Origin of the sequence: Burkholderia sp. BCC1977, from assembly GCF_905339595.1 — a bacterium.
Lineage (GTDB): Bacteria > Pseudomonadota > Gammaproteobacteria > Burkholderiales > Burkholderiaceae > Burkholderia.
Map to the genome: position 1 here is coordinate 218,026 of NZ_CAJPGQ010000002.1, position 13,851 is coordinate 231,876.

13 protein-coding genes are annotated in these 13,851 nt (G+C 69.2%); 5 read left to right on the forward strand and 8 right to left on the reverse strand.

The annotated features are described in order from the left end of the window. The first annotated feature begins 177 nt into the window (after positions 1-177). Complete coding sequence (locus U5771_RS02945) at positions 178-1,650, forward strand: sigma-54 dependent transcriptional regulator (protein WP_322022578.1); 1,473 nt, start codon at positions 178-180, stop codon at positions 1,648-1,650. A 977-nt stretch (positions 1,651-2,627) separates the two neighbouring features. Here the strand turns inward: U5771_RS02945 and U5771_RS02950 are convergent. Next, positions 2,628-3,410 carry an ABC transporter substrate-binding protein gene (locus U5771_RS02950; protein WP_044846588.1) on the reverse strand — a complete coding sequence of 261 codons (783 nt, stop codon included), beginning with the start codon at positions 3,408-3,410 and terminating at the stop codon, positions 2,628-2,630. Between the two features lie 233 nt (positions 3,411-3,643). Here U5771_RS02950 and U5771_RS02955 point away from each other — a divergent pair, with 233 nt between their 5' ends. Next, positions 3,644-4,063: an MbcA/ParS/Xre antitoxin family protein gene (locus U5771_RS02955; protein WP_059531557.1), complete on the forward strand. Its 420-nt coding sequence runs from the start codon at positions 3,644-3,646 to the stop codon at positions 4,061-4,063. Beyond that, on the forward strand, positions 4,060-4,761 hold the full coding sequence (locus U5771_RS02960; protein ID WP_322022579.1) for an RES family NAD+ phosphorylase: 702 nt from the start codon (positions 4,060-4,062) through the stop codon (positions 4,759-4,761). The genes U5771_RS02955 and U5771_RS02960 overlap by 4 nt, the downstream gene beginning before the upstream one ends. Before the next feature lie 114 nt (positions 4,762-4,875). Here the strand turns inward: U5771_RS02960 and U5771_RS02965 are convergent, their stop codons facing one another. Beyond that, positions 4,876-5,601, reverse strand: coding sequence for a metallophosphoesterase (locus tag U5771_RS02965; RefSeq protein ID WP_322022580.1), 726 nt, complete (start codon positions 5,599-5,601; stop codon positions 4,876-4,878). Positions 5,602-5,737: 136 nt separating this feature from the next. On the opposite strand from U5771_RS02965, the gene U5771_RS02970 reads away from it, so the two are divergent. Beyond that, the gene (locus U5771_RS02970; RefSeq protein WP_322022581.1) at positions 5,738-6,391 is read left to right on the forward strand and encodes a DUF1345 domain-containing protein; all 654 of its coding nucleotides are present in this window, start codon (positions 5,738-5,740) and stop codon (positions 6,389-6,391) included. Between the two features lie 51 nt (positions 6,392-6,442). Here the strand turns inward: U5771_RS02970 and U5771_RS02975 are convergent, their stop codons facing one another. Then, entirely contained in the window at positions 6,443-7,153 is a 711-nt protein-coding gene (locus tag U5771_RS02975; RefSeq protein ID WP_322022582.1) for a class I SAM-dependent methyltransferase, read from the reverse strand. 305 nt (positions 7,154-7,458) lie between these two features. Here U5771_RS02975 and U5771_RS02980 point away from each other — a divergent pair, with 305 nt between their 5' ends. Then, entirely contained in the window at positions 7,459-9,108 is a 1,650-nt protein-coding gene (locus U5771_RS02980; protein ID WP_322022583.1) for a DUF3459 domain-containing protein, read from the forward strand. A 36-nt stretch (positions 9,109-9,144) separates the two neighbouring features. Here the strand turns inward: U5771_RS02980 and U5771_RS02985 are convergent, their stop codons facing one another. The 5 genes from U5771_RS02985 to U5771_RS03005 all read right to left on the reverse strand — a co-directional run bounded on the left by U5771_RS02985 (position 9,145) and on the right by U5771_RS03005 (position 13,838). Further along, positions 9,145-9,729, reverse strand: a complete 585-nt coding sequence (locus U5771_RS02985; protein WP_322022584.1) for a thiamine phosphate synthase — start codon at positions 9,727-9,729, stop codon at positions 9,145-9,147. Between the two features lie 22 nt (positions 9,730-9,751). Continuing rightward, the gene (locus tag U5771_RS02990) at positions 9,752-11,092 is read right to left on the reverse strand and encodes a hemolysin family protein (RefSeq protein WP_322022585.1); all 1,341 of its coding nucleotides are present in this window, start codon (positions 11,090-11,092) and stop codon (positions 9,752-9,754) included. 76 nt (positions 11,093-11,168) lie between these two features. Next, positions 11,169-11,948 carry a HAMP domain-containing sensor histidine kinase gene (locus U5771_RS02995; RefSeq protein WP_322022586.1) on the reverse strand — a complete coding sequence of 260 codons (780 nt, stop codon included), beginning with the start codon at positions 11,946-11,948 and terminating at the stop codon, positions 11,169-11,171. 67 nt (positions 11,949-12,015) lie between these two features. Beyond that, entirely contained in the window at positions 12,016-12,939 is a 924-nt protein-coding gene (locus U5771_RS03000) for a DMT family transporter (RefSeq protein ID WP_322022587.1), read from the reverse strand. A 41-nt stretch (positions 12,940-12,980) separates the two neighbouring features. Then, complete coding sequence (locus U5771_RS03005; RefSeq protein WP_322022588.1) at positions 12,981-13,838, reverse strand: LysR family transcriptional regulator; 858 nt, start codon at positions 13,836-13,838, stop codon at positions 12,981-12,983. Between the last annotated feature and the right edge of the window lie 13 nt (positions 13,839-13,851).

Below are 13,851 nucleotides of genomic sequence, written 5' to 3' on the forward strand. Positions count from 1 at the left end.
CTAGCCGCGCGTCGGCGGCGTCGATATACCGTTCATGAAAGGGCTCGCCCGGCACGCGATTATTGCCCGAGGGGATTTTATTCGGACGGAAATGCGGCCAATATGTCGGTTCGATCGAGGTCCGTCGGACGCGGCGGCAAGCCGACGCACGATACCAACGCCAAGCGGGGAACAACGATGGTTGCAAGGTCACCCGACGCAAGCGGGACGGCGGCGTCCGAGATGCCGCTCGTATCCGTTACCGCTCCCGAGGCCGGACGCAAGCTGTTCGTGATCATGCGTTCGCCGGACGAGCCGTTGCTGGCGCAACTGCGCGGGCTCGGCTGGGATATTTCGGTCGCGAAGACGGCCGGCGCCGCGCAGAACATGACGTCCGGCGTGAACGTCGCCGCCGGGCTCGTCGATTTCTCGGGCTTCACGTCGCGCGACTATCCCGCGCTGAAGGCGTGCCTGAGCCAGCCGGCGATCGGCTGGATTTCCATCGCGCAGGCCGGCATCACGATCAGCGCTGCCGTGCGTGAACTGATCCGCAGCTACTGTTTCGATTACGTGACGCTGCCGCTGCCGTACGAATGGATTTCGCACGTGCTCGGTCATGCACGCGGGATGGCCGCGCTCGATCGCGTCGACGGTGCGGCGTACGCGGCGTCGATCGGCGAGCACGGGATGATCGGCAACTGCGAAGCGATGCAGCAGCTGTTCAGCACGATCCGCAAGGTCGCGAAAACCGACGCGAGCGTGTTCATCTCCGGCGAGTCGGGCACCGGCAAGGAGCTGACGGCGCTCGCGATCCACGAGCGCTCGGCGCGCGGCAAGGGGCCGTTCGTCGCGATCAACTGCGGCGCGATTCCGCATCACCTGCTGCAGTCGGAACTGTTCGGCTACGAGCGCGGCGCCTTTACCGGCGCGAACCAGCGGCGCGCGGGCCGGATCGAGTCCGCGAACGGCGGCACGCTGTTTCTCGACGAAATCGGCGACATGCCGGTCGAAAGCCAGGCGAGCCTGCTGCGCTTCCTGCAGGAAGGGAAGATCGAGCGGCTCGGCGGCCAGGAATCGATTCCGGTCGACGTGCGGATCATCTCGGCGACGCACGTGGATCTCGACGGCGCGGTCGAAGCCGGACGCTTCCGCGCGGACCTCTATCACCGGCTCTGCGTGCTGCGCATTCACGAGCCGCCGCTGCGCGCGCGCGGCAAGGACATCGACATCCTCGCGCATTACGTGCTGCAGAAATACAAGGCCGACAGCGGCCGCAAGATCAGCGGCTTCACGTCGGCCGCGCTCGACGCGATGCGCCGCTACGAGTGGCCCGGCAACGTGCGCGAGCTCATCAACCGGGTGCGCCGCGCGATCGTGATGGCCGAGAGCCGGCTGCTGACGCCGCACGATCTCGGGCTCGAGACCCCGGGCGAAACGGAGCCCGTGACGCTCGAGCAGGCGCGTTCGCACGCGGAGCGCGTCGCGATCGAAAACGCGTTGCTGCGCAACGATCACCGGATCAACAAGGCCGCCGCCGAACTCGGCATCTCGCGCGTGACGCTCTACCGGATGATGATCGAGCACGGGCTCAACGACCACGACAACAACGGCGACAACGGCGGGAAGGACGGCTCGCCGCCCGACGACGCCGGCCACCAGCGAGTCGGCTGAACGGCGCCAGGAAGCGTCCGCGGCCGGCCCGTGCGCAGGCGTCCGGCGGCATGTAAAGGGCGTGAAACGTTTCCTGCCGGCGGCCGTGCCAATCGACCCGGTAAATGCGGGCGGCGGCGTGCCGCCCGTGCCGGGAAAATTTTCCGCATGGTCCGTGCGCCTTGCCCGGCAAGGCGCTGCCGTCACGCGTCCGAGGCCGCCTGCGCCCGGCATGTTTCAGTTTCGCAACGTCCGGCATGTCCCGCCCGTTCCGGCCGCGGGCTTGTCCGATGAAAGCCTTGTGCGGCCGGCCTCGAACGAAGCTGGCCCGCTCCTTGCGGCGGTTGGGGGGCGAGAGTCGACGACGTGGCGTCAGGCCGGTTCGGCAGCGAACCATGCGAAGGCCGGCAAGGACGCAGTCCGCGGGGATGACCGGTCGGACGGGCAGCATGGCCCCGTTCCGGGCGGCACGGGCCGTCGTCGTCGGATCGTCGGGGCACCGGCGTTGTCCGGTTGCCGGCACAAGCAACGACTCGAATACGGGGTAGAAAAATGAACGATCGCCACACGCCGCGGCCGGCAGGCCGCGATCGCAGTGATTCGACCCATCGCCGGTCGACCGCGCATCTTGCTGCCGGCCGGCATGCTTCGACAGGCCACCTCTCCGCGCCCGGTGCGAGGCGGATCCGGCTGATACCCGGACATCCGCGCCGGGCCGGCGCTTTCCCGCTCGCCAACCCGATCCGCATGGGCATGTGCACGCGGGCACCGGTACCCCGGCGCCCGCTCTTCGCTTATTGACGACGTCGAGCGCCTGCGGTCGCCAGCGCAGGCGATCCGTTTGCAATGCGAATGATGCGCGGCATCCGGTTGCGCGACACGGGAGATGAAACCGGCGCGACGGCAAACGTCAGGGAGGCGTCGCCGTCCGGCGAGCCGGGGAGGGGCGGTCGGACCGCGCGCGACGGGCATTGCACCCGTCCGCGCGCGGCGCCGCTTCAGCCGCCGTAGATGTCGAAGTCGAAGTACTTCGACGCGAGCCGCTTGTAGGTGCCGTCCTTGACCATGTCGAGGATCGCGCGATCGATCTTCGCCTTCAGGTCGGCGTCTTCCTTGCGCAGCCCGATGCCGGCGCCGATGCCGAGCACCTTCTCGTCGACGAGTTCGGGACCGACGAACTGGTAGCCCGCGCCGCGCGGCGACTTCAGGAAGCCGATCGCGGCCTGCACCTCGTCCTGCAGCGCGGCGTCGAGGCGGCCCGACGTCAGGTCCGCATACACGCCGTCCTGGTTCTGGTACGACACGACGTTCGCACCCTGCTTCGCCCAGTACGCCTTCGCATACGCTTCCTGCGTCGTGCCCTGTTCGACGCCGATCGACTTGCCCTTCAGCGATTCGGCCGTCGGCAGCAGCGGCGAACCCTTCTTCACGACGAGCCGCGTCGGCTGGTTGTAGATCTTCGTCGTGAAGCCGATCTGTTCCGCGCGCTGCGGCGTGATCGACATCGACGACAGCACCGCGTCGAACTTCTTCGCCTTCAGCGCCGGGATCATCCCGTCGAAATCGTTCTCGAGCCACACGCACTTCGCCTTCAGCCGTGCGCAGATCTCGTTGCCGAGGTCGATGTCGAAGCCGACGAGCTTGCCGTCAGGCGCCTTCGATTCGAACGGCGCATAGCTGGCGTCGGTGCCGAAGCGCAGCGTGGTCCAGTCCTTCGCGACGGCGGGGCCTGCCGATACCGCGAGCAGGGCGATCGAAACGGCGGCAATCAGTCTCTTCATGGTGGTTCCTTGGCGTGGTCTATCCGGTTCTGGGCGACACGGTTGCTGCGGGGACGCATCGCGTCCCGGTGCGCTGTCCGCACGGTCATTAACGCAGAAAATAAAATCGTAGTCCAGAATGGACAAAAAATATCGTTCGGTCGGATGGAATGCCGGCATCGCGGGGGGTGACCCTTGCAAAAATACGAAAATGGACTAATCTTGTTAGTAAATTCGTTTCGAGACTAACGATCATGTCACAGCCCGCCTTCGACCCGCATTCCGCCCCGCGGCAGGCTTCGGTCGCGCAGATGTCGGCGGCCGGCCTGCGTGCGTTCTTCAACATCGCGCGCGACTGGGAGCTGACGATCGACGAACAGATCGTGCTGCTCGGGTCGCCCGGCCGCTCGACGTTCTTCAAGTGGAAGGCCGCGCCCGAATCGGCGCGCCTGCCGCGCGATACGCTCGAGCGGCTATCGCTGCTGCTCGGCATCTACAAGGCGCTGCAGATCCTGCTGCCGCAGCCGGCCGCGGCCGACACCTGGGTCAAGCGGCCCAACGATGCAGCGCCGTTCGGCGGCAAGCGCGCGCTCGACCGGATGCTCGCCGGCAACGTCGGCGACCTGGTCGCCGTCCGGCAATATCTCGACGCGATGCGGGGTGGCTGGGCGTGACGATATCGACCGAAGTGCAACACTGGCCCACCGCCGTCGTCGACTGGGCACCTGCCTATCGCGTGATTCCCACCCGTTTTCCAGCCATCAACCTGTTCGACCGCGTCGCGTCCGCCGAGGATTTCGATGCGCTCTATGCGCTCGAATCGCTGACCAACGACCGCATCCGCCACGAAGTCGGCACGCTCGAACTCGTGCCGCCGGCCGAGCGCCGCTACGGCCAGGGCTGGGGGCCGATCATGGCCGCGTTCACGCACCTGAATCCGCAGGGCAGCCGCTTTTCCGACGGCAGCTACGGCGTGTTCTACTGCGGGCGGTCGCGCGATACGGCGATCGCCGAAACGCGCTATCACAGCGGGCTGTTCCTGGCCGCGACGAAGGAGGCGCCGATGCGCCAGCAGATGCGGCTCTACACGGTGGTCGCGCAGGGCGATGTCGCCGACGTGCGCACGTGGCCGCAGCGCAACCCGTCGCTGCTCGATCCGCGCGATTACAGCGCAGGGCAGGCGCTCGGCCGCGCGGTGCGCAATGCGGGCGGCGCGGGGATCGTCTATCCGTCGGTGCGGGACCCGCGCGGCGAGTGTCTCGCGGCGTTTCGCACGACGCTGCTGCGCGACTGTCATCACGCGGCGTATCTCGAATACAACTGGAACGGTTCCGCGATCGATGCGGTGTTCGAGCTGAACCAGGTCGGTTAGCGCGATACGCGTGCGCGCGGGTTCGCGATGAGCGTTGCCGGCCTGGCGCCCATTCCCCGGCTGGACGGAATCATGCTGGTGGCCTGCGCAGCCCGTTACTGGCGTGAACGCGCCCTACGGCAGCGGCAGGTCGCCCGCATGACGCGCGCGCGCGTCGGCCTGGGTGAGCGACCACGTATCGCCCGTGCGCGGCTCGACGATCGTCAGTCGTCCGGACGGTGCGAACGCGCCGGTGTCGATGAACCATTGCGCGCCGATGCGTTGCGGCGCACGCACGGGCGTGTGGCCGCTGCAGGTCAGCGACAGGCCGGCCTGGCGGGCCGGGTCGACGAGCCCCTGGACCAGGTCGCGCCCCCAGATCAGCCGCTCGCGCACGTCGTGCGAATAGTTGCCGGTATCGAGTTCGGCGTCCGGACCGAAGAATTCCGCGTGCAGCACATTGAAGCGGGCAGGGCCGTCGCCGATCACGCGCACGAGCGGCAGCGCGTCGACGCGCGCCGCGTGCGCGTGCAGCCGTTCCGGCGGCAGGTCGGCGCCCCAGTCGCCGCCGATCCCGCGCCACGCATCGGGCGACAGCTTGCCGCGCGCTACGAGGCTCAGCACTTCTTCGTGATTGCCGCGGACCACATGGCACCACGGGCGGTCGAGCAGCTCGAGCGCGGTTTCGGACGCGGGGCCGCGGTCGACGAGATCGCCGACCGAGAACAGCCGGTCGCGCGCCGGGTCGAAGCCGATGTCGTGCAGCAGCGCGCGCAGCACATCCACGCAGCCGTGCAGATCGCCGACGACGAAGTCGCGGCCGGCCGCGTTCGCGGGATGATGGCAGAGGGCGGGAGTCATGCCGATATCTTAGGCGCTCACGCCCATCGCAACGTCATGCCGGAATGGCGATAATCGGGGCGGTACCCGCCGGCGCGGCGCAGCGGGCCGTCCGCACGCCGGCCGAACGCTTTCCATCCGCTTTCGGAATCAAACGATGACGCTTTATCCGCAGGTATTACGCAACCGGCCGCGCCTGGTCGCCGCCTTCGTCGCGGGCGTGCTGTGCGCGGTGCTGCTGCCGTTCCAGCTGAGGCCGACCGCGCGTGCGCTGATCGGCTGGGATTGCGCCGTCTGGTTGTATCTGGTGCTGATGTGGGTGCGCATGGTCACCGCGCATCACCACAAGGTGCGCGAGATCGCGATCCGCGAGGACGAGAACGCGACGACCGTGTTGACGGTCATCTGCATCGCGACGGTCGCGAGCGTGGCCGCGATCGCGATCGAGCTTGCCACCGCGAAGAACGTCGGCTTTCGCGCGGGGCTCGGCCATTACGCGGTCACGGGCGCGACGCTGTTCGGCGCGTGGTTCCTGATCCCGACGATCTTCACGCTGCACTACGCGCGGCTCTATTACGGCTCGCCGAGCGGCGATCGCGCACTGCGGTTCCCCGACCGCAACCCCGAGCCCGACTACTGGGATTTCCTGTATTTCGCGTTCACGCTCGCGGTCGCGTCGCAAACGGCCGACGTGTCGCTCGCGAACCGTTCCGCGCGTCGCGCGGTGCTCGCGCAGTCGATCCTGTCGTTCTACTTCAACATGGCCGTACTCGGACTGTCGATCAACGTCGCGGCAGGGTTGCTGAGCTGACGCGGATTACTTGAGCAGTTCGTACGGGCCGCCTCGCACCGTTTCACACCATCACGCGCTGCGCCGCACCGCGATCCACGCGCCCCAGAACAGGCTCGAGAAAAAGCGCAGCGGCGCATCGAAGCCCGCATCGTGCAGCAACGCGAACACGGCTTCCTCGGTGGCCGGCGGATCCGCGCCCTGCAGGATTTTCGCAAGCTGCGCACGCACGGCGTCGGGCGTCGCGCCCTTCATCCGCCAGCGCTGCTGCCACGCGTCGAGCAGGCGAGGGTGGTCCGCGTAGCGGCGATAGTTGCCCGCGATCACGAGCGGTGCGCCCGGTTTCAGGCGGCGCGCGATCGCGTCCAGCAGCGCGGCCTTCGCCGCGTCGCCGGGGACGTGATGCAGCACGCCGATCAGCGTCGCGCCGTCGAAGGCCGGCGCATCGGGCAGCGCATCGACGCCGGCCTCGACGAATTGCGTGCGGGCGGCGAAACCCGCCGCTTCGACGTTGGCACGCGCGAGCGCGAGCATCGGCGCGGACGGATCGACGGCCGTGAACCGCCAGCCCGGTTCGAGCGCGGCGGGCACGCAGATTTCCTGCCCCGTGCCGCCCGCCCCCACGACGAGGAGCCGCGCATCGGCCACGCCGATCGCCGCCGCGAGCATGCACGCGGCGAGCTCGTGGCACGCGTCGTAGCCGGCGAGCGCGATGCGGGATTGTTCGGCATATTCGTGCGCGCGTGCCGGATCGAACTTCGCGGCGCTGGCGGGGAGCGACATGGCGGATTCCTCGGATTCGGGCGCGGACGGGGTGTCCACGCGCATCGCACCGAGCGTAAGCGCGAGGCTGCGGCGCAACAAGGCGAGCGGCCATTCCGGTATGCGGACTACCCGACTCGCCGCACATCGCACACGAGCGTCGGCGGGGTCGATTCGTATTTAAAAAGGTGAGGATTCGATGCATCGCGATGGTGAATCCGGCGCATACTTTTCTTCCTCCCCCCTGCCTGGCCGTCGCATGCCGGGCCCCGATGCGCCGCGCGGATCGCGCGGCCATGCCGCTCGGCACGCACGAGGAGCGCATCATGTCCGATTGTCCGCACGATCCGTATGCGCAGCACTACATTCACTGCCTGCCGTCCGGCGCGCAGCCCTGCGGCGCGCTCGGTACGTCGCCGCGCACGCATTTCCGCGTGTGGGCACCGGGCAGCACGCACGTTCAGCTCGAACTCGATACCGGCAACGGCCCGACGCTCGTCCCGATGACGGCAGCCGGTCCGCACTGGTTCGAAGTGTTCGCCGAATGCGGTGCAGGCGCGCGTTACCGTTACCGGCTCGACGATGTCGAGTCGATTCCCGATCCCGCATCGCGTTCGCAACCCGACGGGCTCAATGGCCCGAGCGAGGTCGTCGATCCGCGCGCGTTCACGTGGCGCAACACGTTCTGGCGCGGACGCCCGTGGGAAGACATCGCGCTGTACGCGATTCGTCCGCACGCGGTGGGCGGCTTCGACGGCGTGCGCCGCCGGCTGCCGCAGCTCGCGCGTCTCGGCGTGACCGCGCTGGAGTTGCTCGCGTCGCCGCACGACAGCCTGCCGTTCGCACCGCTCGCGGCCGAGGGTGGCCCCGACGCATTGAAGGCGCTGATCGACGACGCGCACGGCTTCGGTCTCGCGGTGCTGCTGGAACTCGATTACGCGCGTTTCGGCAGCGGCACCGACGCGTTGCGTCATTACGCTGCGCCGTTCTTCCATACGCGCGACGATCCGCTGCAGGCGGCGCCGCTCGCGCTCGACCATCCGGAAGTCTGCGACTTCTTCTGCGACAACGCGCTGTACTGGATCGACGAATATCGTTGCGACGGCTTGCGGCTGCGCGAGGCCGACCGGATCGGCACGTCGTGGCTGCGCGAGATCGCCGACCGCGTGCGCGCGGCCGTGCCGGCCGACCGGATGATCCACCTCGTGCTCGGCAGCGAGCGCCATCCTGTACATCTGGCCGATACGCATTTCGATGCGCAGTGGAACGGTTGCGGAGAACGCGCGCTGCATCGGCTGACGGGGCGCGACGCGTCGGCTCACGAAGGGATTTCGCCCCACCAGTCGATCCACACGCTCGCGCGCGCGCTGACCGCGGCCGGCGCGGCGTTCCAGCCGGCCACGGCGGGCGACGGCCCATGCGCGGAAGGGTTGTCGCTGACGTCGCTGGTGCTGTCCGACGGCGCCTGGCGCGAGAGCGAGCATGGCGACCGCGAGCAGGCCCCGGGCCTCGCGGCGCTTGCGCTGTCGCTGCTCACGCCGCAGATCCCGCTGATCTTCGACGAAACCGCGCGCGATGTCGATCGTGCGCATTTCGTGCAGTCGGCACTCGCGGTGCGCGCGAAGCTGATTGCGCCGCGGCTGTCCGATTGCCGGCCGCAGGATGCGCATACGCTGAAGGCGAGCGGTGACGGCGATGCCGATGCGCTGCTGGCGTCATGGCGGCTCGCCGATGACGAGACGCTGACCATCGCGTTGAACCTGTCGCCCGACGCGGTGCCGTTCGATGCGCCGCGAGGGCAGGTCGTGTTCGAGACGCCGGCACGCGCACGCGACCGGGTCGATGAAGGGGAGTTGCCGGCGTATGCGCTCGTCGCGTGGCTGACCGGTGACGTCAACCGCTACGCGCTGACGCACGACGTGCGCCGGATAGACGACAGCGCATGGCGCGAGATGCGTCCCGATCCGCGCGCGTGATGCCCGGAAGGTCGGGCGCCGCGCGCCCGGCCGCCCTTACCAGAAGCTGCGAATGCCCGCGACGCCGTACGCGCCGTGGCGGCGCGCGTCGTCGAGATGCGCACGCGTCATGCCGCCGAGCGCATAAACCGGCATCGCGGCCTGCGCGGCCAACGCAGCGAATTGCGCCCAGCCGAGCGTCGGCGCGCCGGGGTGGCTGAGCGTCGGCAACACGGGCGACAGCGTGACGAAATCCACGCCCGCGCGCGCGGCCAGCACGAGATCGTCGGCCGCATGGCACGCGGCCGACATGCGGCGCGCGGCCGGCAGCGGCCGTTGCGCGACGGCGCGCAGCGCGGCGCCGTCGAGGTGCCAGCCCGCGCCGTCGAGCTGCATTACGCCGGCCGCGTCGATCGGCCCGTTGAGCATCAGTTGCGCGCCGGCCGCGTCGCAGCGCGCGAGCGCATCGGCGGCCAGCCGCGCGAATGCGGCCGCGTCGAACGACTTCACGCGCAACTGCACGAGCGTCTCGCCACGTGCGAGCACGGCCGACAGCCGGTCGAGGAACGCGCGGCAATCGGCGGCCGACGCGGACGCCGGCTCCGGCGTGATCACGCAGCAGCGCGGCAGCGTCGGACTCATCGCGGGCGACGAGGAGCGGCCGTCATTCGTCGGCCTCCTTCGCGATCTTCGGATAGACGCGCACCAGCACGATGCGCGGCCCGTTCATCTTCTTCACGACGACGTCGAAGCGATCGAACGACACGCGTTGGCCTTCGGTCGGCAAATCGCTGAGCGCCTGGATCACCAGGCCGCCGACCGATTCAGCACGCCCTTCGTCGATGTCGATGCCGAGCGCCTGCTCGAGCGACACAACGGGCAGGCTGCCCTTGCCCATCAGCGTGCCGTCGTCGAGGCGGCTCCAGTCCGCGTCGCCCTGGCGGAATTCGTCGTGGATCTGGCCGACCAGCGCACCGAGCAGGTTGTCGAGCGTCAGGAAGCCGATCGGCTTCGCGCCCTTGTTGCCGACCAGCGCGAAGTGCGGCGCGCCCTTGCGGAAGCGGCGGAACAGCTCCAGCGCCGGCGTGTCGGGCTTCACGTACTGCACCGGGCGCACGTAGTCGGACAGGTCCGTGAGTGCCGCACCGGCATGACGCGCGAGCAGCAGGTCCTTCAGGTGGATCAGTCCGCTCACCTGTTCGCGCGACACATCCTCGAACAGCGGATAGCGGCTGAAGCGGTGCCGCGCGACGATTTCCATGTTGTCGGGCAGCGGCAGGTCGCGGCGCAGGCCGATCATTTCATGCGCCGGCCGCATCAGGTCCGACACCGTCATCGACGAGAAATCGAGCGAATGCGCGAGCGTGTTCCACTCGTCGTTGGTGTACGAGCCGCGCGCCGGCTGGGCCGCGTTGCCCGCGCTGCGGCGGCTGCGCAGGATCAGCTTCAGCTCGTCGGTCGAGTAGTGCGCATCGCCGCCGTGGTCGGCCGACAGCCCCGCGAGCTTCAGCACCGCGTTCGCGCTGCTGTTGAGCACCCAGATCGCCGGATACATCGCCCAGTAGAACGCGTAGAGCGGCAGCGCGACCCACAGGCCGACCTTTTCCGACTGGCGGATCGCCATCGATTTCGGCGCGAGCTCGCCGACCACGATGTGCAGGAACGAGATCAGCGAGAACGCGAACACCAGCGAGATCAGGTGCACGATGCGTTCGGACTGCACGCCGATCAGGTCGAGCAGCGGGCCGATCAGTTGCGCGAACGCCGGCTCGCCGACCCAGCCGAGGCCGAGCGACGCGAGCGTGATGCCGAGCTGGCACGCGGACAGATACGCGTCGAGCCGGCCGTGCACGATGGCGAGGATGCGCCCGCGCAGGCCGTGCTTGCGGGCAAGTGTCTTGACGCGCGTCGCGCGCAGTTTGACGAGGCCGAATTCGGCCGCGACGAAAAACCCGTTCAGGGCCACCAGGAACAACGCGCCGATGAGCGCGAAGATCTGTAACAAAGAATCGCTCCAGTCATGACAGGCCCAACAGTATAGGGCCGGAAAGGAAAATGTAATGTGTCGGGCGGCCGATTGCTTACACCGGCGCCTCGCATGGGACGGCGAGCGAGAGGGTGACGGCGGCGCCGTCGGCGAACGCGGCGTGCGTGAAGGTGCCGCCGTGCGCGAGCGCGACACGCTGGCACAACGCGAGCACCGCTGCGACGCGCTTCGCGTCGCGCGGGCGCAGCATCTCGCGGCGTGCGAACGGTTCGAATGCGTGCGGCAGCGCCGGATCGGCGAGGGCGTCGGCGCTCACGTCGCAGGTGACGTGCGCGACGCACTGCGCGCCGTCGCGCGTGCATGCGAACGTCACGCGGCTGCCGGCGGCGCTGGCTTCGACGGCCGTCGTCAGCATCGTCCAGAGCGCCTGCGCGATGCGCTCGCGATCGGCGGACAGCGACGGTTCGCCGTCGGGCAGCGTCGCGTCGACGGTCACCTGTCGCGCGTCGGCGAGCGCGAAGCGCACCAGCGCGAGCGTGTCGTCGAGCAGCGGGCACAGCGCGAACGGCTGCGCGGCGATCGCGAGCGTGCGCGTTGCCGCGCGCGGCGCGTCGAGCACGTCGTCGATCAGCGCGACCTGCTGGTCGATCCCGGCGCGGATGCCCGCGAGCGCGCGTTGCAGGTTCGGGTCGGCGCCGGCGAGCTGGCGCTCGAGTACGTACGCCCAGCTGTGCATCGCGTTCAGCGGGCTGCGCAGGTCGTGCGATGCGGTGGACAGCGCGTGGTCGCGCAGGAACCGCGCGGCCTCGGCGGCATAGTGCGCTGCGCGTTCGCGCAGCAGGTCGGCGGCGGGATCGACGGGATTGGACGTCACGGAGCTGGCCTGTCGGAAGCGGTTGGCATGAAAAACACGCGAATCGCCATTATAGGGATCGCGCGTGTCACGCCGGCAGCGCGTCCTCGTCCTTTTTCCGGGCGTCGCCGTTCGGCAGCAACTGGCAGGCGAGCAGGCCGGCCAGCATCAGCGCGCAGCCGACCAGCGCGCGCAGCGTCAGCGTCTCGCCGAGCGCGGCCCAGCCCGCGATGGCCGCGAACACGCCTTCCATGCTGAAGATCACCGCTGCGTGCGCGGGCGCGGCATCGCGCTGCGCGACGACCTGCAGCGTATAGCCGACGCCGACCGACAGCAGCCCGCCGTACAGCAGCGTCGGCAGCGCGCTCGTCAGCATCGCGACGCTGACCGGCTCGATCGCGAGGCCGGCCGCGAGGCACAGCGTGCCGCACGTGACGAACTGCAGGAACGCGAGCACGAGCGGATCGTGGCGCTTCGCGAAATGGCCGACGGCCATCACGTGCGCGGCAATGATCACGGCGCCCGCGAGCTGGAACCAGTCGCCGTAGAGCACCGAGAAATGCTCGTCGATGCTGAGGAAGTACAGGCCGATCGCCGCGAGCAGCGCGCCGAACCACGTGCCGGCGCCGATCCGGTGGCGGACGAACACGCCCATCAGCGGCACGATCACGACGTAAAGCGAACTGATGAAGCCCGCGTTCGCGACGCGCGTGTACTGCAGGCCGAACTGCTGCAGCGAGATCGATACGGCGAGCAGCCCGCCGAGCGCGAGGCCCGGCACCAGCAGTGCCGGCTCACGGCGAATCGCCGCGAACTGCGTGCGCGACGCCGCGTTGAACGTCAGCAGCGGGATCAGCACCAGTGCGCCGAGCAGGAAGCGCAGCCCCGTAAACAGGAACGGCCCGATCACGTCGAGGCTCAGTCGTTGCGCGACGAATGCCGAGCCCCAGATCGCGGCGGCGGCGAGCATCAGCAGGTTGGCGCGGAGGTGCTTGCGGGCTTCGGGCTTCATCGGAAATCGTCAGAGGATTGCGGGCGGCGAAACCGGTTAGTTTACGCCGAGATTGCAAGGCTGTCGGAAAACCTTCGCAGTGCGGCCGCCGCGCGGGCGTCGCGCACGCGCGAATACAGCACGACCTGCGAGTGCGGCAGCGGCGGCAAGCCGAATTTCGCGCCGACGTCGACCAGCGTGCGCGGTGCGACGCGCCGGGCCAGCGGGCAGACCGCGAGCCCGGCCGCGGCGGCCGCCGTGACCGCCGCGACGCCGCCGCCCGTAAAGCGCTCGCGCCATGGCCGCCCCGCATGCTCGAGCGCGCGCAGCGCAGCGGCCCGCACGCCGCACGGCCCGGCCAGCACCGCGAGCGGCAGCGGCTCGCCCGCGCGCGGCGCCCAGTCGGCCGCGGCGAGCCATGCGAGCGGTTCGGTGAACAGCAGCGTGCCGTCGTCGCGCGGCGGATCCTCGCCCGGTTCATGCCGCACGATCGCCGCGTCGAGCCGCCGCTCGTCGTATTGCGCGAGCAGGCTCGCCGACATTCCCAGATGCATTTCCAGCGACAGCCCGGGATCCTGCCGGTGCAGGCTCGTCAGCACGGCCGGCAGGTCGGGCACCGCGACGTGTTCGCTGACGCCGAGCGACAGGCGGTGCGTGCCGGCCGAAATCGCGCCGAGTGCCTGGTCGTGCGCGTCGAGCAGCGCGCGGGCGGCCGGCAGGAAGTTTTCGCCGTCCGCCGCCAGCTTGACGACGCGCGGCGTGCGCGCGAGCAGCGGCTTGCCGAGGTGCGCTTCGAGCCGCTTCAGCTTCAGGCTGACGGCCGATTGCGTGGTGCCGAGCGCGTCGGCGGCGCGCGTGAAGCTCGCGAGATCGGCGACCAGCACGAACGCGCGCACCGCATCGAGGTCGAGGACTTTCATTTCTGATGTAAAT

Coding starts and splice junctions, on each gene's coding strand:
- U5771_RS02970 (WP_322022581.1), top strand. CDS start 5,738: ATGACGCTTTATCCGCAGGTATTACGCAACCGGCCGCGCCTGGTCGCC.
- U5771_RS03005 (WP_322022588.1), bottom strand. CDS start 13,838: ATGAAAGTCCTCGACCTCGATGCGGTGCGCGCGTTCGTGCTGGTCGCC.
- U5771_RS02980 (WP_322022583.1), top strand. CDS start 7,459: ATGTCCGATTGTCCGCACGATCCGTATGCGCAGCACTACATTCACTGC.
- U5771_RS02985 (WP_322022584.1), bottom strand. CDS start 9,729: ATGAGTCCGACGCTGCCGCGCTGCTGCGTGATCACGCCGGAGCCGGCG.
- U5771_RS02950 (WP_044846588.1), bottom strand. CDS start 3,410: ATGAAGAGACTGATTGCCGCCGTTTCGATCGCCCTGCTCGCGGTATCG.
- U5771_RS03000 (WP_322022587.1), bottom strand. CDS start 12,939: ATGAAGCCCGAAGCCCGCAAGCACCTCCGCGCCAACCTGCTGATGCTC.
- U5771_RS02965 (WP_322022580.1), bottom strand. CDS start 5,601: ATGACTCCCGCCCTCTGCCATCATCCCGCGAACGCGGCCGGCCGCGAC.
- U5771_RS02945 (WP_322022578.1), top strand. CDS start 178: ATGGTTGCAAGGTCACCCGACGCAAGCGGGACGGCGGCGTCCGAGATG.
- U5771_RS02975 (WP_322022582.1), bottom strand. CDS start 7,153: ATGTCGCTCCCCGCCAGCGCCGCGAAGTTCGATCCGGCACGCGCGCAC.
- U5771_RS02955 (WP_059531557.1), top strand. CDS start 3,644: ATGTCACAGCCCGCCTTCGACCCGCATTCCGCCCCGCGGCAGGCTTCG.